This window comes from Bacteroides muris (ex Afrizal et al. 2022) (assembly GCF_004793475.1).
GTDB classification, from domain to species: domain Bacteria; phylum Bacteroidota; class Bacteroidia; order Bacteroidales; family Bacteroidaceae; genus Bacteroides; species Bacteroides muris.
Genome location: NZ_SRYZ01000001.1, coordinates 147,850 through 172,867, shown reverse-complemented (window position 1 = coordinate 172,867; position 25,018 = coordinate 147,850). Strand labels below are relative to the sequence as shown.

The window sequence follows — 25,018 nt, the reverse complement described above, 5'->3', positions numbered from 1 at the left end:
ATGTTAAGTAGATTGAGAGGTGAATATTGCCGCAAAGATGGGAAAAATAATGGGAAATGCGGCATATGCTTTATTAACTTTTGAGCAAATATCGTATTTTTGCTTGCTGACGAGGGATTTCCTTTCGATGTTCCCTCTTCTTCCTGTTCCACGCCGCAAGGGGAACCGTGCCCCGGGTCGTAAAGCTGTGCGGCCGACATGCTGACGCCGTTCGGGCGGCTGATGGCTGATGCCCGAAGACAGAAAGTCCGGCAATGGCATCGCGTTTCTTGCCTGCTTGCCGGCAAGCTTTTGCCAGTTTGTTGGCAGGCCGTTGCCTTCGGACAGGCAAGGTGTTGCCTGTTTGTAGGCAATGTTTTGCCAATAGGTTGTCGTTGTCTTGGCAAAATAAGTCCAAGAGAACGAGTTTGTTACCATGCGTAGCCCTCTACGTAAGCATCAAAAGCCGATTCTATGTTTGCTTCAGGCTGTCCGATGATGTTCAGCACGGTTCGTTGTTCGTCCGGTGACAGCAGGCGTTCTCCTTTGCGTATGCGGTAGTAGGTCCGTTGTCCGAAGCGGGCTATCAGGAGGCTGATGACGGTTCTTCGTTTGTTGTAGGGCAGGTTGTCCAGCAGGTTCATGAAGCCTTTGGCGTAGCGCACCTTTTCGCTGGTTCGGAAGAAAGGACAGTCTCCCTTCAGGGCGGCAAGCCGTTTGGGGCTGACGATGTTCCAGTACTCTTTGTCCGCCGGCATGCTTTGCACGGACAGTTGGCGGAGGCAGTTGGCTGCCTTGGGGCATTCATGGTCGAGGCACAGGGCGTAGTCGAAGGGGATTTGGGAGAGGGCTGTTTCGGGGTTCATGGCATGTATGTTTTATAGGTTTTCATTTGGGCGTAAAGATAGGTTTTCTTTGGGGGAAGGGCAAATCTTTTTCTGTTTCCGTACTTTTTACGAAAAAAATCAGTTCTTTTGCAACAGGAGGTAAGCATGATTAGCTTATGGATGATTTTAAGAACTGTATGAATGAGTTTTTCTTTCATGCAGTTCTTTTTTGGTAGGGGATATAGCCATGAAAAAAACAACTTCTGTCGCTTATCTCAAAATAAATTAGTTATTTTGCAGAAAACAAAGGAGTCTGGAATGGAACAAGAAGATTTTGACATACGCAATCAGCAACCCGTTACCAGCCGAGAGCGTGATTTCGAGAACGCTCTCCGTCCGTTGAATTTTGAGGATTTCAGCGGGCAGGACAAGGTGGTGGACAATCTGCGCATATTTGTAAAAGCTGCCCGCCTGCGTGGCGAGGCGCTGGACCATGTGCTGCTTCACGGCCCTCCCGGATTGGGAAAAACGACACTCAGCAATATCATTGCCAACGAACTGGGGGTAGGTTTTAAAATAACCTCCGGTCCGGTACTCGACAAGCCTGGAGACTTGGCGGGAGTGCTTACCAGCTTGGAGCCGAATGATGTGCTTTTCATCGACGAAATACACCGGTTGAGCCCTGTAGTGGAGGAGTATTTGTATTCGGCCATGGAGGATTACCGCATTGACATCATGATAGACAAAGGCCCTTCGGCCCGGAGCATACAGATTGACTTGAATCCTTTCACACTGGTAGGAGCTACTACTCGCAGCGGTCTGCTGACAGCTCCGTTACGTGCCCGTTTCGGTATAAATCTGCATCTGGAATATTATGATGACGACGTGTTGAGTGGCATTATACGCCGTTCGTCCGGCATTCTCGAAGTCCCTTGTTCGGTGAGGGCTGCCGCCGAGATTGCGAGCCGCAGCCGTGGCACGCCACGTATTGCCAATGCACTGCTGCGCCGTGTGCGCGATTTTGCCCAGGTGAAGGGCACCGGAAGCATCGATACGGAAATCGCGCAGTTTGCTCTCGAGGCTCTGAATATTGACAAATATGGTCTGGACGAGATAGACAACAAGATACTCTGTACCATCATCGACAAGTTCAAGGGCGGCCCGGTAGGACTTACTACCATTGCCACTGCCTTGGGTGAAGATGCAGGTACGATAGAAGAAGTCTATGAACCGTTTCTGATAAAAGAGGGTTTCCTGAAACGCACTCCGCGCGGACGCGAAGTGACAGAGCTTGCCTACAAGCATCTGGGACGAAGCCTCTATAGTAGTCAGCGTACCTTGTTTGGCAATGAGTGATTCATTTAAAAAAACGAACACAGAGATACGGAGTCACAAAGTCTCTCTTTCCTCTTATCCTAAAAAGTTCTGTGCCTCGGTGCCTTTGTGTTCATAACAACCATTAAAGAAGTGGCCGGATTAAAATCATTGGCAAAAGAAACTGCCATTTATGGGTTGAGCAGCATTGTGGGGCGTTTCCTCAATTACCTGCTGGTGCCCGTATATACCATGGCGATGTCCGCACAGAGCGGAGGCTATGGCGTAGTGACGAATGTATATGCATGGGTGGCGCTCATGCTGGTGTTGTTGACGTGCGGCATGGAGACCGGTTTCTTCCGCTTTGCCAATAAAGGGGAAGATAATCCGATGCGGGTGTATTCCACGACATTGCTCAGTGTGAGTATGGGGGCGCTTGCCTTCCTTGCATTGGGGTTGTTGTTTCTCGAGTCCATTGCCGGATGGATGGAGTATGGTGACCATCCCTGGTACGTGGGCATGATGATGATTGTGGTGGCGATGGATGCCATCCAGAGCATTCCTTTCGCTTATTTGCGCTATAAGAAGCGTCCCATTAAGTTTGCGGCACTCAAGCTGCTGTTTATCTTCCTGAACATTGCACTGAATCTGGTCTATTATGTAGGGATGAAAGGGGATGATGTGGGCTATGCCTTCTTTTTCAATCTGATATGTACCTCTACCATCATGCTTTGCATGATTCCGGAGCTGCGCGGATTTGCATACGTACTGGATAGAAAACTGCTGAAGCGTATGCTTGCTTATTGTCTGCCGTTGCTGGTACTTGGCTTGGCAGGTATCCTGAATCAGGTGGCCGATAAGATAATTTTTCCTTTTGTCTATCCGGATGAGGCGGAAGCTTCCGTGCAGTTGGGCATTTATGGAGCTGCCAGCAAGATTGCCATGGTGATGGCGATGCTTACACAAGCCTTCCGCTATGCATACGAGCCTTTTGTCTTCGGGAAGAGCCGAGACAAGGATAACAAGCAGGTATATGCGCAGGCTATGAAGTTCTTCATCATCTTTACACTGCTGGCATTCCTGGCTGTCATGTTCTATCTGGACATCCTGCGTCATATTATCGGTCGCGACTACTGGCCGGGGTTGCGGGTGGTGCCCGTCGTGATGGCTGCCGAAATCTTTATGGGTATCTATTTCAATCTTTCTTTCTGGTACAAGCTGATTGATGAGACACGTTGGGGTGCTTATTTCTCCCTGATAGCTTGCACGGTACTGGTAGTGATGAACATACTTCTGATTCCCCGATACAGCTATATGGCTTGTGCCTGGGCAGGCTTTTGCGGTTATGGCATAGCCATGCTGCTGTCTTACTTCGTGGGGCAGAAGAAGTATCCCATTCAGTATGACCTGAAGGCCATCGGCTGTTATGTATTGCTTGCGGCAGTTCTCTACCTGGCTGCCGAGTATGTCCCGGTAGATAATATCTACCTGCGTATGGCATACCGAACTATATTGTTGCTGGTCTTTGTGACCTACATTGTGCGGCGTGATATGCCTCTCGGCAGTATCCCCGTCATCAACAAGTTGATAAGGAAACAGTAATCTCAATCATAAATCGTCAAATCGTAAATATTATGGATTCTGATAATAGAAATACCTTCGCCATCAAGACCTTTCTGAAAGAGTATCTTGATTTGCGCAAAGACAAGGACAATGAACTTGAAACCGTAGACTCCATTCGCAAAGGAGTGGAATTCAAGGGAGCTAACCTTTGGATTCTGATATTCGCCATATTCATGGCTTCGTTGGGGCTGAATGTGAATTCTACCGCTGTGATTATCGGTGCTATGCTCATCTCCCCGCTGATGGGGCCTATCATGGGTGTGGGGCTTTCCGTGGGATTGAATGACTTTGAACTGATGAAACGTTCATTGAAGAGTTTCCTGATTACTACCTTATTCAGTGTGACTACGGCTACCATATTTTTTCTGGTCAGTCCGGTTGCCGAAGGACAGTCTGAATTGCTGGCACGTACTTCACCCACCATTTATGATGTATTCATTGCCCTGATGGGTGGTTTGGCGGGGGTGACGGCACTCTCCACGAAAGAAAAAGGAAATGTGATTCCCGGCGTTGCCATTGCCACAGCGCTGATGCCGCCTCTCTGTACGGCAGGTTACGGGCTGGCAACGGGCAATCTGATTTACTTCCTTGGTGCATTCTACCTTTATTTTATCAATTCCGTATTTATCAGTCTCGCTACTTTTGTGGGGGTGCGTGTGATGCACTTCCAGCGCAAGGAGTTTGTGGACAAGAATAGGGAGAAGAAAGTGCGCAAATATATTGTCCTGATTGCAGTGCTGACCATGTGTCCTGCCGTGTATCTGACGGTCGGCATTATTCAGGATACCTTGTTTGAAAGCGCGGCCAACCGTTTTGTCAATGAACAGCTCTCTTTTGAGAATACGCAGGTATTGGACAAGAAGATTCACCGCGATGGCAAGGGCCATGAGATACGTGTAGTGCTGATAGGGCAGGAGGTGCCCGAAACCTCCATTGCCATTGCCCGTAGTAAGATGAAAGACTATAAGCTGGACGATACCAAGCTGATTGTGCTTCAGGGCATGAACAACGGAGCGGTGGACATATCTTCCATCCGTGCCATGGTGATGGAAGATTTCTACAAGAACAGCGAGCAGCGCTTGGTGGAGCAGAAACAGCAGATTGAAACTCTTGAACAGAGTCTGGAAAGATATAAAACCTTCGATGAATTAGGCAAAAAGATTATCCCCGAGTTGAAAGTGCTCTATCCGTCGGTAAAGACAGTGTCAATCTCTCATGCGATTGAACTGACAGTGGATTCGGCACGGGTGGACACAGTGACCCTTGCCGTATTGAAATTCGGTAGGCATCCGAATGCACACGAGAAGGAAAAGATTGCCGAATGGCTCAAGGCACGTACGGGAGCCAAACAATTGCGGTTGATTGCGGAATGACAACACCCCCTGAGGGGTAGAAATATATTTATTGGGCATGAAATTAAGATTTATACTGATAGCCGTCTGCTTCCTCTTCTCTCTGCCGGGACAAGCGGATGAGGGAATGTGGATGCTGGGAAATTTGAACAAGCAGACATGCCGGACTATGAAAGAACTGGGTTTGCAGATGCCTGTGAGTAAACTGTATAACACGAAACGTCCGTCGTTGAAGGATGCGGTAGTCAGCTTCGGAGGCTTTTGTTCCGGGGTGGTAGTATCCGGGGACGGACTGGTATTTACCAATCATCATTGCGGCTTCAGCAGCATACAGCAGCATTCGTCTGTGGAGCACGACTATTTGAAGGATGGCTTTGTGGCACATAATCTTAGTGAGGAACTGCCCAATCCGGAGCTTTACGTACGCTTTCTCTTGCGCCAAGAAGACGTGACCCGCCGCGTGCTTGGGGCGGTAAGGCCGGATATGGATGAGGCTGAGCGTACAAGTGCGGTCGATTCGGTGATGCTGGCTATCGGTGAAGAGGTTTCCCGCAAGGACTCCACGCTGACGGGCATTGTGGATGTTTACTATGGAGGCAACGAGTTCTGGCTTTCCGTTTATCGCGATTACAATGATGTTCGTCTGGTGTTTGCGCCGCCTTCCTCGGTAGGCAAGTTCGGCTGGGACACTGACAACTGGGAATGGCCGCGCCATACCGGTGATTTCTCCGTATTCCGTATCTATGCCGATAAGCATAACCGGCCTGCCGATTATTCTCCCGACAATGTTCCCTACCGTCCCGAATATGTAGCCCCGATTTCCCTTGACGGCTACCGTGAAGGTTCCTTCTGTATGACGATGGGCTATCCGGGCAGCACGGAACGCTACCTCTCCTCTTTCGGTATCGAAGAGATGATGAATACCACCAACCGGGCACAGATAGACATCCGTGGCGTGAAGCAGGCCATCTGGAAGCGTGAAATGGATAGCCGCGACAGCATCCGCATCAAGTATGCTTCCAAATATGACGAAAGCTCCAATTATTGGAAGAACAGCATAGGGGTGAACCGTACCATTAAAAAATTGCATGTGCTGGATAAGAAGCGTGCTCTGGAAACCGAACTCCGCCGCTGGATACAGCAGACTCCAAAAGAACGGGAACACTTGCTGCACCTTTTCTCCGATTTGGAGTTGAACTACAAGAGCCGCCGTGAGGTCTATCGTGCCAGGGCTTACTTTGCCGAGTCTTTCCTGAACGGTCCGGAACTGGTACAGCTCGCCTTGTCCATTCTTAACTTCGACTTTGAGGGAGAAAAGAAAACGGTGGTTGCCAATCTGAAAGCCATTGTTGAGAAGTATGCCAATCTGGATTTGGGCATTGACAAGGAAGTGTTTGCAGCACTGCTGAAAGAATACCGTTCCCAAGTGGATTCAGCCTACCTTCCCGAACTCTATCAGACAATTGCAACAGAATACGGAGGCAACGAGCGTACCTATGTAGACAGCCTTTATGCCCGTTCGGAGCTGACCACGCCCCGTGGATTGAAGCGCTTCTTGGAGCAGGACACCACCTATCAGATATATAACGACCCTGCTATTGGCCTGGGCATCGACTTGATTACAAAACTGTTCGAGATGAACATGGAGGTCCAGCAAGCCTCCGGTGAAATCGAGCGGAATGAGCGTTTGTTCAATGCTGCCGTGCGGCGGATGTACGCATCCCGCAACTTCTATCCCGATGCCAATTCCACCATGCGCTTGAGTTTTGGAACTGTGTGCGGCTATGCCCCGTCCGACGGAGTGGAATATGATTATCATACCACTACGACGGGCATTCTGGAGAAAGTCAGAGCCCATGCAGGCGATGTGGATTTTGAAGTGCAGCCCGAATTGGTATCCCTTCTTTCCTCCGGTGACTTCGGCAGATATGCCGATGAAAAGGGCGAAATGAGCGTCTGCTTCATTTCCAACAACGACATTACGGGAGGCAATTCTGGCAGTGCCATGTTCAATGCCAAAGGGGAGCTTCTGGGACTTGCCTTCGATGGCAATTGGGAAGCCATGAGCAGTGATATTCTTTATGAACCGAAGATGCAGCGCACCATCGGGGTGGATGTGCGCTACATGCTGTTCATGATTGAGAAGTATGGAAAAGCGGGGAATCTGATTTGGGAATTGAAACGTGGCAACTAGCTGGATATTCCCCGCTTCTGCATATATTGCAGTCTTACTTCATAGGTTCTATACGGAAGACATATTGATAAGTGCTGTCAGACTTGATTTCATATTTCGGACGAGGACCCGGGCCGCAACTGGCGTTGCCCAGCGACCAGAAGATAACGGAAGGAGGGTTCTTGTCACGCTGTGCCATGCGCACACCACGATTTACGAATGCAGCTTCCCACGAGGGATTGTCAGTCAGCGAATGGTTGCCGTGGCACTCCTGGTCGGCTTCGTCCATCACATAGAGTCCGTAGTAATCATACAGCCCGTACATCTTGGGGTCGTTGGGGTAGTGGCTCGTGCGGACGGTGTTCAGCTTGTGGCGCTTTCAGTAACGAACTGTTTCAGTTGCTTTCCTTGGGCATCGAGCAACGAGATGCGCAGGGAAGCGTTCTTCATGGCTTTTCCATGGTTTCTTACCATGCTCTTCACGTTCAGTTCTGCACGGTCGTAACGCGGGCTGAGGACTGAGGCCAGGTGCAGGTCGCGCAATTCGAACGGGTATTTCGGCCCATGCCGACACATCATATCCGGGCTTGTAGAACTCTTTCGGACGCTCTTCGGGTTGTTTCACCCAATGGAACTTCCAGTTACCGTTCAGCAGCTGGTAGCGGCTGGAGCGGGTACGTTCCCACGGGCGGCGATAGGCAGGGTCGGCTTTCATCTCTGCGGCATTGGCAAAGGGGATGAAGATGGCGTGTCCGTCTTCCTTGTTGATGGCAAAGACGTGCTGGTTCTCCCACTCATTGTCGCTATGGGTCTTTAGCGGCTCTACCTTGATTTTCACGTCTGACTTCACCAATACCCATTGTTGCCTTTCCTGACCGGCATCGGGTTTCAGCTGAAAAATGGGCTCACCTACCAGTCCGGCATCGGGAAATCCCATGTTATATCCGTTGGCCTGGCAAGTGAAGACGTAGTTGCCGTTAGGAAGTTGCGTGACTTTCCAGTGCTGGTTGCCGTTGGAAGGGTCGCTGCTCCATTGGATGACGCTTTGTTCTTTCTCTTTGTCTCCACTGTTGTCTATGGCTTGTTGGGAAAGGGGACTGACGATGAGATATACGTCATCCTTCACCGGTACGAATTGCCATACTTGCGCTCGATACGTAGACGTACATGTTTGGCTGTGAGGATGGCGGCCGGGATACCTGCTGCTTTCAGGGTCTGCATCCATTGCCCGCCATCCAGTGCGGTGGGATTGAAGATGGCGGTTGGTGCTTTTCCGTCTCTTTCGTTGGCGAAGTCTTCAAAAGTGTTGATGCCGAAGTGGAAGAAGGCTATCATTTCGCGGTTGTACCATTCTATTTGTCGGGCACTGGGTGTCAGTCCGCAGGGTTCAGGTGCTTTTTGGGCCATTGTTGATAAAGTAGCCGTGGCAGTGAGCCCGGCAGTCAGAAAAATTTTCTTTAATTTCATGGTTATGCTTGATTTTAAAAAATAATGGATAATAATAAAACTGTGTTTGTTTCAGAACCGAGACAAAGATTGGTATAAAAAGTTAGAATTGGAGAATGTGATGTTCGTCGAATGCGAATCGAATCTGAATGTACAATCGTGCCTGAACGATGCGCAAGGTTATCAGGTAAGAAACATTCCCGTCACACTGACACCCAAAGATGCTTCGTACAAGGGCTCGCTTCGCAAAGAGCTTACTATCGTTTCATTACTGGAGTGCGTATGGTTCTCGACAACAACAATTACGCTAAAGTCATGCAAGAAGGACGGTCGGTTACAGACGTGCGCCGTCGCCGCGAGATTCTGAAGTTCGTAGAAGACTTCCGCTGTTATTACAACGAAAAGAACATCAACGCACTTGAGAAAGTTTTCAGTGAGGATGCCCTCATCATTACAGGCAGCGTAGTCATGAAGAAGAATATGGGAGATTTAAGTGGAGGTAATATGAAAATAAGATACAACAAGAAGACGAAGCAGGAATACATCACTTTTTTGTCAAGAACCTTCGATTCTAATGCATGATTTCGAACTGTAATGATAAAAGCTATGATACACAAAAGAATAGAATTGCTTCTCATCTGCATCAGTTTCTGCCTTTCAGTTTTCTCACAGGAATGGAGCATCCATCATTTTGAGAAAGTGACTCACGGTTTCTTATTTTTAAAAAATACAGAATGTATCCTGTGAATTGTATGAGCCGCTTTACTAAATTCAGACAGATTGATTGAACCTAAAGCTGAGACAAGAAAATTGATTCTTCTTTGTAAGAACTCTCCGATAACTCCTTTGAATAAAAGAGCTGTGGAGTGGGGGACTTGACTTTTTCTTATATCCCTGGCACATAAATCGCAATTTATATCTAAATTTGCGAAAATGAAATTCAACCGGACATGAAAATTCTTTGGATAGACCTCAATAGCTCGTATGCGCACTCTTCGCTGGCACTTCCTGCACTGCACGCACAAATGGTCAAGAACAATTCCATAAAATGGGAGAGTGTATCTGCCACCATCAATGAAAACATAGGAATGATTGTGGACGAAATATACCGGCATCAGCCCGATATCATTGCTGCAACAGCATGGTTGTTCAATCATGAACAGCTACTGCACATCACAGCAAGATTGAAAGCATTGCTTCCCGATAGCTGTTTCGTCTTGGGCGGGCCTGAATTCTTGGGAGACAATGAGGATTTTCTGCGTAAAAATCCTTTCATCAACTGCGTGTTCCGAGGAGAGGGAGAAGAAGTATTTCCTCAATGGCTGGCTTGCTGGAACCGGCCGGAAGAATGGGGCAATATTCCGGGGATTTGCTATATAAGTCCTCAAAAGCAATATATAGACAACGGCATAGCCCGTGTTGTTGACTTTGCCCGGCTGGTGCCGCCGGAAAAAAGCTGTTTCTTCAACTGGAGCAAACCATTCGTACAACTGGAGACTACCCGGGGATGTTTCAACACATGCGCATTCTGTGTCAGCGGTGGAGAAAAACCGGTGCGCACACTGTCCATTGAAAGTATTCGTGAACGCCTTCTGATTATCCACAGCCATGGAATAAAAAACGTACGCGTCCTCGACCGGACCTTTAATTATAATCCGCGCCGTGCTAAAGAATTGCTGCGGCTTTTTCTGGAATTCTACCCGGATGTATGCTTTCACTTAGAAATACATCCTGCACTATTATCCGAAGAGCTGAAAAATGAATTGAAGAAGCTGCCTGAAGGACTGCTCCATCTCGAGGCCGGTATTCAGAGCCTGCGCGAACCAGTCCTGCTGAAAAGCCGTCGGATGGGAGGTCTGGAAGATTCACTGCAAGGTCTTCGTTTCCTGTGTTCTCTGCCCAATATGGAGACACATGCCGACCTCATTGCCGGATTGCCTCTGTACCGCCTGTCCGAAATATTTGAGGATGTGCGTACACTTGCCGGATACAATGCCGGTGAAATACAGCTGGAATCCCTGAAGCTGCTTCCCGGCACAGAAATGAGAAGAAGAGCGGAAGAACTGGGCATCCGATACTCTCCCTTTCCTCCTTATGAAGTACTTCGGACGAATGAAATCAGTGTCAACGAACTTCAGACGGCCCGGCAGCTGTCACGTCTTCTGGACGGATTCTATAACACAACCGCTTGGCAAGCTATCACTCGCAGACTTATTCTAGACGACCCCGATTTCCTGCATCGTTTCTTGGAATTTCTGATTGATAAAAATCTTATAGACCAGCCCATGAGCCTGGAAAAGCGAGGTCTTGTACTCTATGAATTCTGTAGCATGCATTATCCGGCATACCAAATCATGGTGACCATTGCTTGGATAGAGGCCGGCATGTCATTAAAGAAAAAACCGGCTGAGAAGGTCAAGACCAAGCGCCAGACGCCACCGGAATATTGGGAAGTAATCTATGGAGACTACAAAGAAAGCCTCCGCTTATGTTTTCTGCCTATTGACGACGATACCTCAAATGGTTGTTGGTTCGGCTTCGAATCGGAAATACAAAAGGCAGAACCTGTATTCAAAGCTAAAGGAATGGCGAGGATATGACGGAAAACACAATTACTGCAGATTGCCACAGATAGAGAAATGAATGCCGACTAATCATTTATTGCCATTCCATAGTTGAATGTCCTATTTCACATGAATAGAAGGTACTTTTCGGTTATCCGCATTTTACCCGCCATATGAATTCGCGCTGAATGCAAACGCTATCCGTTTTTTGATTTTTCGTCATTTTGCCAGCACTCCAGCACCGACTGCCTGTATCGCCCTGTTCATTGGCATTACAGCAGTGACGGCAAGAGTGCTGGCAAAACGGTTGCCAGCACACTGTTATCTCTCCCTTGTCCGGATTCAACTATCTGACAACAAGAACTTAAAGGTGATTTCTTGTCCATTTCTTAATCATTCTGAAATAATATTTATTAACGTAGATATAGGGCCTCTTCTCTGCTTCCCTCGTACAAATTGGGGGCAAATCCCATTGCATGCAGTGCCGGAAGTGTGGATTTTGCCCTCTGGATGCAGGTACTTTTTCTCTTTATGCTTTATGTGTAATGCAGAGAAGCTTGATGCATAATTCCCGAATTCTTATTACAGAGGGGATGTGTCAAAACACCAAAAATATGAAAATCACCCCTGTCACAGATATCTGTAGCAAGGATGATTTTGTTAAAAAGAAGGTTTTGACTCCCCCTCTTTTGCATGAACCTCTGTGATAAAAAGTATGGGACATACGCGGATTCTGCTTATGCTTGCTTCCGGTTTTGCCCTTATCCGGAGGACGGTCTATTCATTGATGTATGGGGTCAGGGCGAAACGAAACATCTCTTCCCCTTGTGGTAGGAGAAGAGATGTTTCACTACGTTCTGTATGCCAGACTATGCATTTACTTTTTCTTCTTGCTTCTTTTTGCCCAACCTTCTTCGCTAAAGTTGGGTTCGGGATCTTTGAAGTCGTTGTTTCCTTGGAAGAACTGTTTCCAGTCATCTTTCTTGCCGCGGGCTTTGGTATAGCCGCGTTCTTCGCGTGTGGGCTTGCTCTTTTTGGCAGTAGGGGCGTTTTCGGGTTTCTCCTTGCGCCGTGAGGCAGGGGCTTCGTTTCGTTTTTTGCCTTTGCTTCGTGTGGTCTCTTTTCCTTCCTCTCCGGCAATCTCTACCGATACCTTGCGTCCGTTCCAGTTGGCACGGTTCAAGGCTTTCACTACATTACCGGCTTCCTTTTCCTCTACTTCGAAGAAAGAGAATTTCTGCATCAGGTCGATGCGTCCCAGTTCAATGCGTCCGCGGGTGTTCTTGTTCAGCAGGCTGATAAGCTCACTGGGGAAGAAGTTGTCCATCTTGCCCAGATTGATGAATAGGCGCTTGTAGCCCGGTTCGGCCTGGCGGTTTCCGCTGCTTCGGCGTTCACTCCGCTCACCCTTGCCGCGTTCACTTCCGGTGGCTGCCTCTATCTCTTCGCGGTCGCGGTAGTAGTCCAGAAAGCGGTTGAACTCATGCGATACCATGCGTTTTATAAGGTCTTCCTTGCTCAGCCAGTCCAGCTTGCGGTAGATGTCGGGCATGAAGTCGGCTATATCTTCCTCGTTCACCTTCACTTTCTCGAGGTCGTCTATCACCTTGAGCAATTGTTTTTCGCATATCTGCTTGCCGGTGGGCATTTCGCCTGCAACGAATTTCTTGCCGATGATGTGTTCTATGGCACGCATCTTGCCTTTTTCGCGCAGGTTGATGATGGCGATGGAAGTTCCGGTCTTGCCGGCACGTCCCGTGCGTCCGCTGCGGTGGGTATAGCTTTCGGTATCATCGGGCAGTCCGTAGTTGATGACATGGGTCAGGTCGTCCACATCCAGTCCGCGTGCGGCAACGTCTGTGGCAACCAGCAGTTGCAGGTTGCGGATGCGGAACTTCTGCATCACGGCATCGCGTTGTGCCTGGCTCAGTTCGCCGTGCAGCGAGTCGGCGTTGTAGCCTTCCTGCATCAGCTTGTCGGCTATCTCCTGCGTCTCCTTGCGGGTGCGGCAGAAGATGATGCCGTATATCTGCGGATAGTAGTCTACAATACGTTTTAGGGCTGCATATTTGTCTTTGGCATGGACGCAGAACACCACGTGTTTCACGTTGTTGGTACTTTCGTTTTTGCGTCCGATGGTAATTTCTTTGGCATCACGCAGGTATTTTTTGGAGATGCGTGCGATTTCCGGGCTCATGGTAGCGGAGAACAGCAAGGTGTTGCGTTCTTGCGGCACGTCGGCCAGGATGGCGTTGATGCTGTCCGTGAATCCCATGTTCAGCATTTCGTCCGCTTCGTCCATCACCACGTTCTGTATGGTGGCGAGCGATACGGTTTTGCGTTCCATCAGGTCCAGCAGTCGTCCCGGTGTGGCTACGATGATGTGTACACCTCGTTTCAGTGCACGTATCTGGCTTTCGATGGACGAGCCTCCGTATACGGGCAGCACTCGCAGGCCGTCGATGTATTTCGAGTAATCGTTCAAGTCGCCTGCTATCTGCAAACAGAGTTCGCGGGTGGGGCAGAGGATAAGGGATTGGGGGATTCTGTTGCCGACGTTAATCTTTTGTATGAGTGGCAGGCCGAACGCGGCAGTCTTTCCTGTTCCTGTTTGTGCCAGTGCCACTACGTCGTTGTTTTCTCCTAAAAGGTATGGGATTACTTCCTCTTGTACCGGCATGGGTTGCTCGTAACCCATTTCTTCGATGGCGCGGCGTATCTCCGGCGACACACCGAGCTCTTCAAATGTCTTCATTAAAATTCTGTCTATCTTTATATTTCGGGCGCAAAGATAGGGCTTTTCAGTGGATAATCGGTAATGGATGGTTGATAAGTTACCATTTGGGGTTGTTAATTTTATATGTTACTTACATTAGCGAACCGGGAGGTGGTAATGGGGGGAGTTTTCCTTTGGGTTTCTGCATCCACGACAACATGATATGGTTGAGTTGTTTTCCTACTTCCCCTGGTTTGTATTGAATTTGTTCTTTCAGTTTTACTTCGATTTCTCTATAGACATACAGTGGTACTCTAGCGTATGGATTAAAGGTCGTAAAATTGAAATATACTTCGATTACTTTTCCTGTGTCTGGGCTTAGTAGCATGGTTATTGATAACTCATCTTTCCCAATTTCATCTGCCATGGCTTTGGTGAATGCTTGGTCTACAATGAAGTCTTCTTGCCAACTCATGGAGCTATCGTATTCAACCACCTTACTGTTCCAACTACCAATATATGCTTTTTCCGTGGCTTTATATACAATATCTTTGTATGTTAATTTGTTCTCCTTATTATAAAGAGTCACAAATTGGCTACCGTCATCTACATCGCATTGATACGTATAACCGTCTACATCGAAAGTAGTAGTCTTTTTATAAATAATAGTTTCCCAAAGTGATTCTTCTGTTCTGATAGGTTTGTCCTGTGCTACACAAGGGTAGATGTATCCTATAAGCAGTGTAATAAGCAATAGTCTTTTCATTCGTCACAATTTTTAGTTGTTAATTTTGTATGTTGCTTACATTAGCGAACCGGGAGGTGGTAATGGGGGGAGTTTCCCTTTAGGTTTTTGTCTCCATGATAGCATGATGTAATTGAGTTGTTTTCCCACTTCTCCGGGTTTAAAGTGTATTTGTTCTTTCAGTTTTACTTCGATTTCCCTATAGACATGCAGTGGCACTCTGGCGTATGGGCTAAAGGTTGTGAAATTGAAATTCACTTCTATTACTTTCCCCGTATCCGGACTGAGAAGCATGGTTATTGTGAACTCACGCTTTCCGAGTTCATCTGCCATGGCTTTGGTAAAAGCTTCGTCCACAATGCGGTCTGCTTGTTTACTCATGAAGCTATCGTATTCAATTACTTTTTTTTCATTCCAGCTACCGATGTATATTTTTCCTGTGGCTTTATATACAATATCTTTGTATGTCAACTTGTTCTCTTTGTTATGAAGAGTCACAAACTGGCTGCCGTCATCTACATCGCATTGGTACGTATAACCATCCACCCTAAAAGTGGTAGTCTTTTTATAAATGACTGTTTCTTCGAGCGTTTCTTCTGTTCTGATAGGTTTGTCCTGTGCTACACAAGGATAGATGTATCCTATAAGCAGTGTAATAAATAATAGTCTTTTCATTCGTTACAATTTTTAGTTGTTAATTTTATGTTGGGAAAAATATTGGTGATATCCGAATACTCTTTGAATGGATAATCTTCGTATCCTTCCTTACGGAAAGCATTAACAACATTATTAGATATGTAGGTTTCAAAGAAATCTTCCACCCTGCGTAGTGCGGAAATCACGGCTTTTAGGGTAGAGTCGGTGTAGGCAAAGAAGTTTCCTGGCTTGAATAACGCTTGCCGGGTCAACGGGACATCGTTTGCCGGTAATCGGGGTTGATAGAAGGATTCTTCTGTTTCGCAAGAGGCGAGTATTCCTAAAAGAATGCACAAGGCAAGGCAGATGTTTTGCCATTTCTGCTTAGGAGGGGTTGGAGAGTGCTGTCTGTTTCCTTTTCTATTCATAGCGCGAATGCTTAAGGTATAAAGGATAGACAAATAAAGCAAAAAAAAAGCAGAAATGAAAGGAAAAACAGGAGAATTTTGTTAATCCGGAAGCTGTTCTACCACAGATTGCATGGATTTTTAGACCGTGTAATCTGTGGTGGACACACCCTGCTGCAAGGGGCGGTTATGGCTGGAATTGCCGTGCTTCTGCAAATTCCCTGGATACGGAATTGCTGAAACTCCGGCATACCTCGGCGGCAAACTCGATGCCGCACCGGATGACCTTGTCCCAAGTAGTCTCGTCCATGGTATCAAGGTCCTCGTAGCGTACATTATATTTCAGCAGCCCGAAGATGATACCTGCATTGAAGTTGTCGCCCGCGCCGATGGTGCTGACGGCTTCCAGCGGAGGAATGGAGTATTCCTTGGAGATGGTGCCGGTGCGCAATGACACCTGCTCTGCACCGGCCGTGCAGAGGAAGTTACGGCAGTAGAACTTCACTTTGTCCTTGTATATCTTGTCGGCCTCTTGCAAGCCCCACATGTAGAAGAAGTCTTCTTGCGAACCACGCACGATGTTGGCGTATTCCAGATTCTCGATGATGGTGGGAGCCAGCTTGATGGCCTCCTCTTTATGGGACGAACGGAAATTGGGGTCGTAGTAGATAATGGCGTGCATGTCGTGGGCGCGTTCCAGCAATTCCTGCACTTTGTCGCGCAATACAGGGTTCAGGGCATAGTACGAACCTATGATGATGATGTCGTCTTCCTGAATCTGCGGATATTCCACGTCCAGACGCTGCTTGGGATAGTCTTTGTAGAAGATGTATTCCGCATCGCTCCGGTCGTTCAGGAAGGCGAGTGATACGGGTGACTTCCCGTCGGGGAACACGTTGACATGGTCTGTGGGGATATTGTTCTCGCGCATGAAGTTGAGGATGATATTACCCACGTGGTCATTGCCCGTTTCACTGATAAAGCAGATAGGGACGCCGATACGTCCCAATGAAACGATGCCGTTGAATACCGAACCACCCGGAACGGCTGCTGTGGGCTGTTCGTCACGGAATATGATGTCCAGTATGGTTTCTCCGATACCTATTACTTTACGCATAATGATCTTGATTTTTCTCCGAGGTAACCACCATGATGGCGTTTGGAGTAGTCTTCAATGGTGAATCCGGTTTCTTTCATGGTCTGTACCACCAGTATATCGCCGATGACGGTCATGGCAGTGGTCGAAGTCGTGGGCGTCATGCCCAATACGCATACTTCTTGGGGTTTCCCGGTGCTGAGGCATACATCGGATTCGTGTGCCAGGGGGCTATCAGGGTTTCCGGTGATGACAATAAACTTCAGTTCCGGGTTCAGGTTATGTGCCAGCCGTGTCAGCTCCACAATTTCACGAGTTTTGCCCGAATTGGAGATGAGTAATAACAAGTCATTCTCCTGAAGGATGCCGAGGTCACCATGCTGTGCTTCGCTGGGGTGCAGGAAAACGGACGGAATACCGGTAGAGCAGAAGGTGGTAGCGATATTCATGGCTATTTGTCCGGCTTTGCCCATACCCGAAGTTACCAGTTTCCCTTTTTTGCGGTGCACTTGTTCTACGATGAGTTCTACAGCTCTTTCATAAGCGTCCGTCACTGGAATGTTCAGTACGGCTTGTGCCTCTTTCTGCAAAAGCTCTTGAATGGATGCAATCATACTTACTTAATGTGCTAATTTGATTAATGTACTTAAAATTATAGCAATTGCAAATATCTGCAATTTTCTATAAACGGCAATAAGTTTTATTGTATTTTTGTCGCCTCAAATAGTTTGAAACGTCAGAATGAAGAACTTAAAAGAAAATTTACCGTCCACCTTCAATCAATATATCCTGTCCAACGGCTTGCGCATCATTCATGAACCCTCAGCCTCTAAAGTGGCTTATTGTGGTTTTGCCGTAGATGCGGGTACGCGCGACGAGCTTGAAAACGAGCAGGGTATGGCGCATTTTGTAGAGCATCTTATATTTAAAGGTACCGCCAAGCGTAAGGCATGGCATATTCTGAATCGTATGGAGAATGTAGGCGGAGACCTCAACGCCTACACCAATAAGGAAGAAACAGTGATTTACTCTGCTTTCCTGACCGAGCATTTCGGTCGTGCCGTTGAGCTTCTGACGGATATTGTATTCCACTCCACTTTCCCGCAACGCGAAATCGAGAAAGAGACGGAGGTGATTATCGACGAGATACAATCCTACGAAGACAACCCTTCCGAGCTTATCTTCGATGATTTCGAAGACTTGATATTCAGAGGGCATCCCCTGGGACGCAACATCCTGGGCAATCCCGGGCAACTGAAGATGTTCCGCAGTGAGGATGCCGCTGCATTCACTTCCCGCTTCTACTATCCCGGCAATATGGTTTTTTTTGTTCTGGGCAATCTGGATTTCAGGCAGGTGGTGCGATGGGCGGAAAAACTCCTCGCGGATATACCTGCCGTGGCAGTGGACAACCACCGTACTCCACCGCCCCTTTATGTACCCGAGCATCTTGTAGTGCATAAGGATACCCACCAGGCACACGTCATGATTGGCAGCCGGGGATATAATGCGTACGATGACAAGCGTACTGCACTCTATCTGCTGAACAATGTCTTGGGCGGGCCGGGCATGAACAGCCGCCTGAATGTTTCTCTCCGCGAACGTCGCGGACTGGTCTATAACGTGGAATCCAACCTGACTTCCTATACCGATACGGGAACTTTCTGCATCTACTTCGGTTGCGACCCTGCAGATTTGGACTACTGCACCCGTCTGGTATACAAGGAACTGAAACGCTTGCGTGATGTCCGGATGACTTCGTCGCAGCTTGCGGCTGCCAAGAAGCAGCTTATCGGGCAAATCGGTGTAGCCTCGGATAATAATGAGAACAATGCGCTGGGTATGGGAAAGACTTTCCTGCATTATAATAAATGCGAAACTTCCGAAGCTGTGTTCCATCGCATTGAACAGCTTACTTCGGAAGCTCTGTTAGAGGTGGCAAACGAGATGTTTGCCGAGCACTATCTTTCGACGCTCATTTATCGTTGACCGTTTTCTTTTATTTGAAGACCTGCAACATAGGACGTCCTATCCATACTTGCGGTTGTTTCAGCCCGAAGATGTGGGCAATAGTGGATGCAACGTCATACTGCATCATGCTTTCGTGAAATTCGCCTCCTTTCTTTATGTCCTTTCCGGAGATGATGAAGGGAGTCTGCATCTCCTGCATGGTCTTGCCGCCATGTCCTTTTTCAATGCCTCCGTGGTCGGCAGTAACGATAAAGATTGTTTCTTTCAGCATACCTGCCTCTGTGACGGCCTGGATGATGCGACCCACATAACCGTCGAGTTCTTTCAGTTTGGCGTAATATTCAGGAGTATCGTGTCCGGCTTGATGGCCTACGTGGTCGGGGTTGTCGAAGCAGACAGCAAGCAGGGTCGGATGTTTCTCCTTGATATACTTTTCTGCCATGCCGCATAGGGCTTCGGGATGTTTGTTGTAGTCGGGTGCTTGTGCATGGTGGTTCAGAGAAAGGGTATCCACCAGATACTTGATGCCGTCCTATTCATACAGACAGCCTATTTCTGCTTCCGGCCGGGCATCACGTAGCAGCTGGAAGATGGTAGGGAATATGCCGTGCTGGTTCAATACGCGTGACGGGAGTTCGGGAGTCTTGGAGCCCCATTGCGTATATCCGTGCAATTCAGGACCAGCCCCCATAAACATGCTTGCCCAGTTGACGGCGCTGGAGGAGGGGAGTACAGTCCGTTTTTCTAATGTATAAGAACCGTTTGCCATCAGTTGCTTGATGTGGGGGATTTCTGCTTTGGGAACGCTATAGGCGCCCCAGCCGTCAAGACCGATGAAAACTACGTGTTTGGCTTTTCCCTTAGCATTGCAGGGAAGAAAAGAGGCATGCCGCTGCCAGAGTGATGAGTAATGTAAAAGTCAGTTTCTTCATGTTATCTTTAATTTTCGTTTAACGTTATTTGTTCTTTTCCAGTCGTTGCATGCTGAATTCACAGCCACAATACTGCTGATTGTAGAAATCATACACTTTCAGCAGTTGGTTGCGCCGGTCTTGGAGCCCGCCTTTCCGCCAATTCTGTTCCCAGAAGAGGATACCCGGATAGAGCGCGGCGGCACGGCGTCCTGCTTCATTGATTTGTTCCAGGCTTTTCCAGCGCGAAGAGGCGAGGGTGGTGGTGAATACGGAGAAACCATGTTCGGAGGCATAGCGCGCAGTCTCCGTGAGGCGCAGCGTGAAGCATTTCAGGCATCGCCCGCCGCGCTCCGGTTCGTTTTCCAATCCTTTTATAGAGTGCAGCCAGTGTGCATAGTCATAATCTGCATCGATGAAATCGAGGTTTTTGGAGGTTACGAAACGGATAGCCTCGTTTTTCCTTATCTCATATTCTGCCTGCGGATAGATGTTGGGATTACAGTAGAATACGGTGGGGCGTATGCCGTTTTCCAGCATACACTCGATGATGGCAGAGGAGCAAGGTGCGCAGCATGAATGCAGCAGCACCTTGTGGTCACCGTTGGGTGTTTGAACTTTCAACATTATACTTTCAGTTTAATTTTTCCTTTCACCAGCAGGCCGGTCAGCCCCACAACGACAAGCGAGAACACGAGAGACTTGAGCAGCCCCGGTACACCGCTTCCCAATGCCTCGGGATAGTGCAGATGCAGCAATTGCTGGACAGCATACCAGATGTAAGGAATGATATAGCAGGTCAGCGTTGCCGTACCTGCAGGTTTGATGATATCGAACCGGTTGGCCTTGCCTTTCACGTCCGTCAGCCAGTAGAAGAAACCGAACAGTGGGAAGAACATGGCGAGGCAGTAGAACAGCCATGTCGGTGTGGCTTGTATCTTGGATATAATCCAGAACGGGTGTGAGACGAGGGCAAGGACAAGCATTCCTGCGCCGAGGGCACAAAGTATGCCGATGAACCGTCCCGGCCGTTCCCGGTCGGCATAGCGTTGCATAAGCAGGGAGGTCAGTACGCCGGACATACCGAGGGCATGCAGCGTCCAGTCGCTCGGAATGAAGGGAAGCAGAATAATCCGGCTGCCGTACTCTCCCGGTATCAAGTCCGAATGGCTGACTACGGCAAGCAATACAACCACAAACCAGACAACGGCATTCTTCCGCAGGTTCTCGCGGGTGAACAGGTAGATGCCTGCGCATACCGCATACGTCCAGCCGATAAGTCCGAGGATGCCCCACCAACCTATTTGGAAGGGTTTCCCGTTCATGTCCTTGTAGATGACGAGGAAGGCGAGCAGCAGCACGCCTGCCGTTTTCATTGCGGTGAAAAGGGCCTTTTTCGTTCCTTCCGCTTTGGGATATACCCCCCAAGTGAGGAAGAACCCGACGACCATCAGGATGGAGAACCATTGGTGCGAGAGGCCGCCTTCAATTCCTCCGCTGTTAACTGAAAACAGTCCCATGGCAATCAGCGCCACTGTCCGCCGGAAGATATGGGTCACGACTTGCAGAGTGTTGTCTCCCTTCCTGTACCTGTTTTGTATGGCAAAGGATACGGACATTCCCATGCAGAAAAGGAAAGCAGGGAAGATGGTGTCGGAGAATCCCATCATGTCTTCGTCCATCTTGGCATGCATCAGCCAGTGTGGCACGTTTTTCAGCCCGGGAATGTCGTTGACGAAGAGCATGAGGAACATGGTGAGTGCGCGGAATACGTCTACCGCGATAACTCGTTGGGGGGGTGTTAAGCTTTTCATGATAGACAATCTGTTTGGGGGTTTTTAAATGCAAATATAGGGAACTATTCTTTCCGATGCTATTTCTTTGCAGGATTTCTTCGTATATTTGCATGAACTTTATGGTCATGGAAAGGAGATTATTTACTTTTTGTTTTCTTGTCGTCGTGATATGGCAAAGTGTGGCTTTGGCTGCCGGCACGCCCTCCTTTACTGCACTCACCTCCTCTTTGGATGAGGCTATCGAGGTGCACCGGCACTATGCCGCCCAGCGTGAAGGACGCATTGCCCGGCTGAAGCGTCGATTGCTGGATGCCGATACCACCAATCTCTCTTTTTTCCGATGGAATGGGGAAATCTACAAGGAATACAAGGCCTATGTCTGCGATTCGGCCATCCATTACCTCCACGTCAATCTGAATTGGGCAGAGCGCTATGGCCAACGGAATGCAGCGCTCGAGACAAGGCTGGAACTCGCCCACCTGATGGCTTCGGTAGGCATGTACGAGGAAGCCGCCGAACTCTTGAGGCAGATAGACAAATCCTCCTTTCCCGCTCATCTGCTGCCGGATTATTACAATTGTTATCATAAACTTTACACGGAGCTGAGTTTCTATACGCTGGACGATTCTTTCAAGAAGCGTTATCAAGCCTTGGCTGTCCATTATGACGATTCTTTGATGCAGGTACTTCTGCCTTCGTCGCCTCTCTACCTGGAACGTATGGAGACGCGGGAGGCTGCTGCCGGCCACCTGGACGAAGCCTTAAGTATCAATGACGCGCGCCTGGCACATGCAGAACCTAATACTCCCGAATATGCGCTGGTGACCTATCAGCGCTCATTGCTCTACCGACGGCTTGGCAACCGGGAGGAAGAGAAACGCTACCTCGCCTTGTCTGCACTTACCGATATCCGCCTGAGTATCACAGACCATGCTTCACTCTGGAATCTGGCGGAACTTCTCTATGAAGAAGGAGACATGGAACATGCCTATCGCTACATCCGTTTCTCGTGGGACGAGACCAACCGCTACAACGCCCGTAGCCGCAGCCTCCAGACTGCGGGTATCCTTTCGCTGATAGACCTTACCTACCAAGCCATGCGCGAGCGGCAGAACGACCGGCTCCGCTTGTATCTCTGGCTCATCAGTACCCTGATTGTGCTGCTGGCCGTGGCGGTGGTCTTTATCTATCGGCAGATGCGTCGCCTCTCTGCTGCGAGGAATAATTTGGAGCAGACCAACGAGCAACTGCAACTCTCAAACAACATCAAGGAGGAGTATGTGGGACGTTTCATGAACCTTTGCTCCATCTACATCAATCGCCTGGATACCTACCGGCGGATGGTCAACAAGAAAATCTCTGCCGGCCAGATGGACGAGTTGCTGAAAATGGTACGCTCCCGCGAAGTGCTGGACACCGGATTGAAGGAACTCTATGAAAACTTTGATATCGCCTTCCTGCATCTTTTTCCCGATTTTGTGGATAAATTCAACGACCTGCTGCAACCGGAAGAACGCATCGTGCTTCGTAAAGGTGAATTGCTGAATACGGAACTCCGCATTTTCGCCTTGATTCGTCTGGGCATCGACGACAGTTCGCAGATTGCAGAATTCCTTCGTTACTCCGTAAACACCATCTATAATTACCGCGCCAAAGTGAAGAACAAAGCGCGTATCTCGCGCGAGGATTTCGAAATGAGGCTGATGCAGATACGTTGACAATACGTCAGACAGATTATCCGAATCCACTTTTTAACTTTCTCCATCCCAGTTTATGTTTTTGGTTATTAGATATTTATGCTATTTTCCCTTTTCGGTTCTCCACCTATTCCCAATTCGCCGGCATGGGATATTCTTATCTTTCCTAACTTTGGGGAAGTAAAAATAAATATCGCGACTAATACTATAACCCCAAAAAATAATTACCATGAAACATCTATTAGCTACAAGCATTTCCATCGCCTTGCTGTCTTTGGGCGTTGCGGGATGCAGTGAGAAACAAGCGGCAAAAGAAGTAACTCAAGATGCATTCGTAACCATTCAGGGCCAAGACCTGATAAAGCCCGACGGAACCAAACTCTTCATCATGGGCACCAACCTCGGCAATTGGCTGAATCCGGAAGGCTACATGTTCAGGTTCAGCAAGACCAACTCGGGCCGTTTCATCAACGAGATGTTCTGCCAGCTGGTGGGACCGGACTTTACCGCCGACTTCTGGAAGGCATTCAAGGACAACTACATAACGCGCGAAGACATCCGCTTCATCAAGAGCCGGGGTGCCAACACCATCCGTCTGCCTTTCCATTACAAACTGTTTACGGACGAGGACTATATGGGGCTGACCACCGCCCAAGACGGCTTTGCCCGCGTAGACAGCCTTGTAGACTGGTGTCGTGAGTCGGACTTGTATCTCATCCTCGACATGCACGACGCCCCCGGCGGACAGACGGGCGACAACATCGACGACAGCTACGGTTATCCCTGGCTGTTCGACAGCGAAGCCAGCCAGCAACTCTATTGCGACATCTGGCGCCGGATAGCCGACCGCTACAAGAACGAACCGGTCATCCTCGGTTACGAACTCTTCAACGAGCCCATTGCCCCTTACTTCGAGAACATGGAAGAACTCAACTCTAAGCTGGAAGATGTATATAAGAAAGGAGTAGCCGCCATCCGCCAGGTAGACAACAACCACATCATCCTGCTGGGCGGCTCGCAATGGAACGGCAATTTCAAGCCTTTCAAAGACTCCAAGTTCGACGACAAGATAATGTACACCTGCCACCGTTACGGAGGCGAACCCACCCAGGCTGCCATCCAGACGATTATCAACTTCCGCGACAGTGTGAACCTGCCCATGTACATGGGTGAGATAGGCCACAATACGGACGAATGGCAGGCCGCCTTCTGCCAGACGATGCGCGAGAACAACATCGGCTATACCTTCTGGCCCTACAAGAAGATGGACGGCTCCTCTTTCGTCGGCATCACTCCGCCGGAAAACTGGGCAAACATCGTATATTTCTCCGAAGCGCCGCGTGCCACGTACAAGGAAATCCGTGAGGCACGTCCCGCGCAGGCCATGGCCCGCAAGGCGATGACGGACTTCATCGAGGCATGCAAACTGAAGAATTGTGTGGTTCAGGAGGGCTATATCCGGTCATTGGGAATGAAGTAGCGGGTGCTGCCTTGCTCCAAACCGGCTGCAAGCATATTGCAAGCAGGCTGCAAATAGGCTGTAAGCAGTACGTATCAAATCCCGGAGGTGAGATGCCGGGACTAGCTGCGCACACCATAGGACTGAGTACCCCAAAACACCCGGGCTTAAAGACCTCAGTTCCTATGTGGTAGGGGCTAATTCATATTCCCTTCTATATTGGGAATTATCAATAGTACGGACTGATAATGCAACAACCTGATTATACGGCAACCTGATTATATAACAACCTGATTATATAACAAC

The 25,018-nt window shown here is 48.7% G+C and carries 19 protein-coding genes and 3 pseudogenes; 9 read left to right on the top strand and 13 right to left on the bottom strand.

All coding sequences use genetic code 11. The features are described from left to right. Positions 1-3 precede the first annotated feature (3 nt). Both E5355_RS00690 and E5355_RS00685 read right to left on the bottom strand, forming a co-directional pair. A complete protein-coding gene (locus E5355_RS00690) occupies positions 4-417 on the bottom strand; it encodes a hypothetical protein (protein WP_136008748.1) in 414 nt (137 codons plus the stop codon). Beyond that, a complete protein-coding gene (locus E5355_RS00685; protein ID WP_136008747.1) occupies positions 411-845 on the bottom strand; it encodes a DUF6078 family protein in 435 nt (144 codons plus the stop codon). The genes E5355_RS00690 and E5355_RS00685 overlap by 7 nt, the downstream gene beginning before the upstream one ends. A gap of 279 nt (positions 846-1,124) precedes the next feature. Between E5355_RS00685 and ruvB the strand changes: the two genes are divergently transcribed. From ruvB to E5355_RS00665, 4 genes are all read left to right on the top strand, one after another. Further along, positions 1,125-2,162 (top strand): Holliday junction branch migration DNA helicase RuvB, encoded by a 1,038-nt coding sequence (gene ruvB / locus E5355_RS00680; protein ID WP_136008746.1) that lies wholly within the window; start codon positions 1,125-1,127, stop codon positions 2,160-2,162. 111 nt (positions 2,163-2,273) lie between these two features. After that, complete coding sequence (locus E5355_RS00675; RefSeq protein ID WP_136008745.1) at positions 2,274-3,722, top strand: lipopolysaccharide biosynthesis protein; 1,449 nt, start codon at positions 2,274-2,276, stop codon at positions 3,720-3,722. A 32-nt stretch (positions 3,723-3,754) separates the two neighbouring features. Then, positions 3,755-5,116: a TIGR00341 family protein gene (locus tag E5355_RS00670; protein ID WP_136008744.1), complete on the top strand. Its 1,362-nt coding sequence runs from the start codon at positions 3,755-3,757 to the stop codon at positions 5,114-5,116. Between the two features lie 37 nt (positions 5,117-5,153). Continuing rightward, the gene (locus tag E5355_RS00665) at positions 5,154-7,289 is read left to right on the top strand and encodes a S46 family peptidase (protein WP_136008743.1); all 2,136 of its coding nucleotides are present in this window, start codon (positions 5,154-5,156) and stop codon (positions 7,287-7,289) included. A 103-nt stretch (positions 7,290-7,392) separates the two neighbouring features. Here the strand turns inward: E5355_RS00665 and E5355_RS19615 are convergent. Then, positions 7,393-8,457, bottom strand: a pseudogene (locus E5355_RS19615) (glycoside hydrolase family 2 TIM barrel-domain containing protein); the annotation flags it as partial. Beyond that, positions 8,436-8,735, bottom strand: a pseudogene (locus E5355_RS00650) (alpha-L-fucosidase 1); the annotation flags it as partial. The pseudogenes E5355_RS00650 and E5355_RS19615, both read right to left, overlap by 22 nt. A 261-nt stretch (positions 8,736-8,996) precedes the next feature. Here E5355_RS00650 and E5355_RS00640 point away from each other — a divergent pair. Then, positions 8,997-9,296, top strand: coding sequence for a hypothetical protein (locus tag E5355_RS00640; RefSeq protein WP_148356337.1), 300 nt, complete (start codon positions 8,997-8,999; stop codon positions 9,294-9,296). Positions 9,297-9,664: 368 nt separating this feature from the next. Next, positions 9,665-11,314, top strand: coding sequence for a B12-binding domain-containing radical SAM protein (locus E5355_RS00630; protein ID WP_136008737.1), 1,650 nt, complete (start codon positions 9,665-9,667; stop codon positions 11,312-11,314). A gap of 841 nt (positions 11,315-12,155) precedes the next feature. On the opposite strand, the gene E5355_RS00625 is transcribed toward E5355_RS00630, so the two are convergent. The 6 genes from E5355_RS00625 to E5355_RS00600 all read right to left on the bottom strand — a co-directional run bounded on the left by E5355_RS00625 (position 12,156) and on the right by E5355_RS00600 (position 17,492). Next, a complete protein-coding gene (locus E5355_RS00625; RefSeq protein ID WP_136008736.1) occupies positions 12,156-14,033 on the bottom strand; it encodes a DEAD/DEAH box helicase in 1,878 nt (625 codons plus the stop codon). 112 nt (positions 14,034-14,145) lie between these two features. Next, entirely contained in the window at positions 14,146-14,760 is a 615-nt protein-coding gene (locus tag E5355_RS00620; protein WP_136008735.1) for a DUF5043 domain-containing protein, read from the bottom strand. 36 nt (positions 14,761-14,796) lie between these two features. Beyond that, complete coding sequence (locus tag E5355_RS00615; RefSeq protein ID WP_117878322.1) at positions 14,797-15,414, bottom strand: DUF5043 domain-containing protein; 618 nt, start codon at positions 15,412-15,414, stop codon at positions 14,797-14,799. Then, positions 15,411-15,803, bottom strand: coding sequence for a hypothetical protein (locus tag E5355_RS19735; RefSeq protein ID WP_246866854.1), 393 nt, complete (start codon positions 15,801-15,803; stop codon positions 15,411-15,413). The genes E5355_RS00615 and E5355_RS19735 overlap by 4 nt, the downstream gene beginning before the upstream one ends. A gap of 166 nt (positions 15,804-15,969) precedes the next feature. After that, positions 15,970-16,899 (bottom strand): carbohydrate kinase family protein, encoded by a 930-nt coding sequence (locus E5355_RS00605; RefSeq protein ID WP_136008734.1) that lies wholly within the window; start codon positions 16,897-16,899, stop codon positions 15,970-15,972. Further along, on the bottom strand, positions 16,887-17,492 hold the full coding sequence (locus E5355_RS00600; protein ID WP_136008733.1) for an SIS domain-containing protein: 606 nt from the start codon (positions 17,490-17,492) through the stop codon (positions 16,887-16,889). The genes E5355_RS00605 and E5355_RS00600 overlap by 13 nt, the downstream gene beginning before the upstream one ends. 127 nt (positions 17,493-17,619) lie before the next feature. On the opposite strand from E5355_RS00600, the gene E5355_RS00595 reads away from it, so the two are divergent. After that, positions 17,620-18,867, top strand: a complete 1,248-nt coding sequence (locus E5355_RS00595) for a M16 family metallopeptidase (RefSeq protein WP_136008732.1) — start codon at positions 17,620-17,622, stop codon at positions 18,865-18,867. 10 nt (positions 18,868-18,877) lie between these two features. Here E5355_RS00595 and E5355_RS00590 read toward each other — a convergent pair. The 3 genes and pseudogenes from E5355_RS00590 to E5355_RS00580 form a co-directional block, all read right to left on the bottom strand. Beyond that, positions 18,878-19,781 (bottom strand): annotated as a pseudogene (locus E5355_RS00590) (alkaline phosphatase). 24 nt (positions 19,782-19,805) lie between these two features. Further along, positions 19,806-20,387 (bottom strand): epoxyqueuosine reductase QueH, encoded by a 582-nt coding sequence (locus tag E5355_RS00585; protein ID WP_136008731.1) that lies wholly within the window; start codon positions 20,385-20,387, stop codon positions 19,806-19,808. Further along, positions 20,387-21,574, bottom strand: a complete 1,188-nt coding sequence (locus tag E5355_RS00580) for a DUF5009 domain-containing protein (protein WP_136008730.1) — start codon at positions 21,572-21,574, stop codon at positions 20,387-20,389. Before E5355_RS00580 ends, E5355_RS00585 begins: the two co-directional genes overlap by 1 nt. A gap of 56 nt (positions 21,575-21,630) precedes the next feature. Here E5355_RS00580 and E5355_RS00575 point away from each other — a divergent pair, with 56 nt between their 5' ends. Continuing rightward, positions 21,631-23,274 (top strand): DUF6377 domain-containing protein, encoded by a 1,644-nt coding sequence (locus E5355_RS00575; protein WP_136008729.1) that lies wholly within the window; start codon positions 21,631-21,633, stop codon positions 23,272-23,274. Between the two features lie 208 nt (positions 23,275-23,482). Further along, complete coding sequence (locus E5355_RS00570; RefSeq protein ID WP_136008728.1) at positions 23,483-24,733, top strand: glycoside hydrolase family 5 protein; 1,251 nt, start codon at positions 23,483-23,485, stop codon at positions 24,731-24,733. Positions 24,734-25,018 lie beyond the last annotated feature (285 nt).

Bases quoted from the DNA above. Each gene is read 5' to 3' on its own strand.
- E5355_RS00690 (WP_136008748.1), bottom strand. From the start codon at position 417: ATGGTAACAAACTCGTTCTCTTGGACTTATTTTGCCAAGACAACGACA.
- E5355_RS00685 (WP_136008747.1), bottom strand. From the start codon at position 845: ATGAACCCCGAAACAGCCCTCTCCCAAATCCCCTTCGACTACGCCCTG.
- ruvB (WP_136008746.1), top strand. From the start codon at position 1,125: ATGGAACAAGAAGATTTTGACATACGCAATCAGCAACCCGTTACCAGC.
- E5355_RS00670 (WP_136008744.1), top strand. From the start codon at position 3,755: ATGGATTCTGATAATAGAAATACCTTCGCCATCAAGACCTTTCTGAAA.
- E5355_RS00665 (WP_136008743.1), top strand. From the start codon at position 5,154: ATGAAATTAAGATTTATACTGATAGCCGTCTGCTTCCTCTTCTCTCTG.
- E5355_RS00640 (WP_148356337.1), top strand. From the start codon at position 8,997: ATGGTTCTCGACAACAACAATTACGCTAAAGTCATGCAAGAAGGACGG.
- E5355_RS00630 (WP_136008737.1), top strand. From the start codon at position 9,665: ATGAAAATTCTTTGGATAGACCTCAATAGCTCGTATGCGCACTCTTCG.
- E5355_RS00625 (WP_136008736.1), bottom strand. From the start codon at position 14,033: ATGAAGACATTTGAAGAGCTCGGTGTGTCGCCGGAGATACGCCGCGCC.
- E5355_RS00620 (WP_136008735.1), bottom strand. From the start codon at position 14,760: ATGAAAAGACTATTGCTTATTACACTGCTTATAGGATACATCTACCCT.
- E5355_RS00615 (WP_117878322.1), bottom strand. From the start codon at position 15,414: ATGAAAAGACTATTATTTATTACACTGCTTATAGGATACATCTATCCT.
- E5355_RS19735 (WP_246866854.1), bottom strand. From the start codon at position 15,803: ATGAATAGAAAAGGAAACAGACAGCACTCTCCAACCCCTCCTAAGCAG.
- E5355_RS00605 (WP_136008734.1), bottom strand. From the start codon at position 16,899: ATGCGTAAAGTAATAGGTATCGGAGAAACCATACTGGACATCATATTC.
- E5355_RS00600 (WP_136008733.1), bottom strand. From the start codon at position 17,492: ATGATTGCATCCATTCAAGAGCTTTTGCAGAAAGAGGCACAAGCCGTA.
- E5355_RS00595 (WP_136008732.1), top strand. From the start codon at position 17,620: ATGAAGAACTTAAAAGAAAATTTACCGTCCACCTTCAATCAATATATC.
- E5355_RS00585 (WP_136008731.1), bottom strand. From the start codon at position 20,387: ATGTTGAAAGTTCAAACACCCAACGGTGACCACAAGGTGCTGCTGCAT.
- E5355_RS00580 (WP_136008730.1), bottom strand. From the start codon at position 21,574: ATGAAAAGCTTAACACCCCCCCAACGAGTTATCGCGGTAGACGTATTC.
- E5355_RS00575 (WP_136008729.1), top strand. From the start codon at position 21,631: ATGCTATTTCTTTGCAGGATTTCTTCGTATATTTGCATGAACTTTATG.
- E5355_RS00570 (WP_136008728.1), top strand. From the start codon at position 23,483: ATGAAACATCTATTAGCTACAAGCATTTCCATCGCCTTGCTGTCTTTG.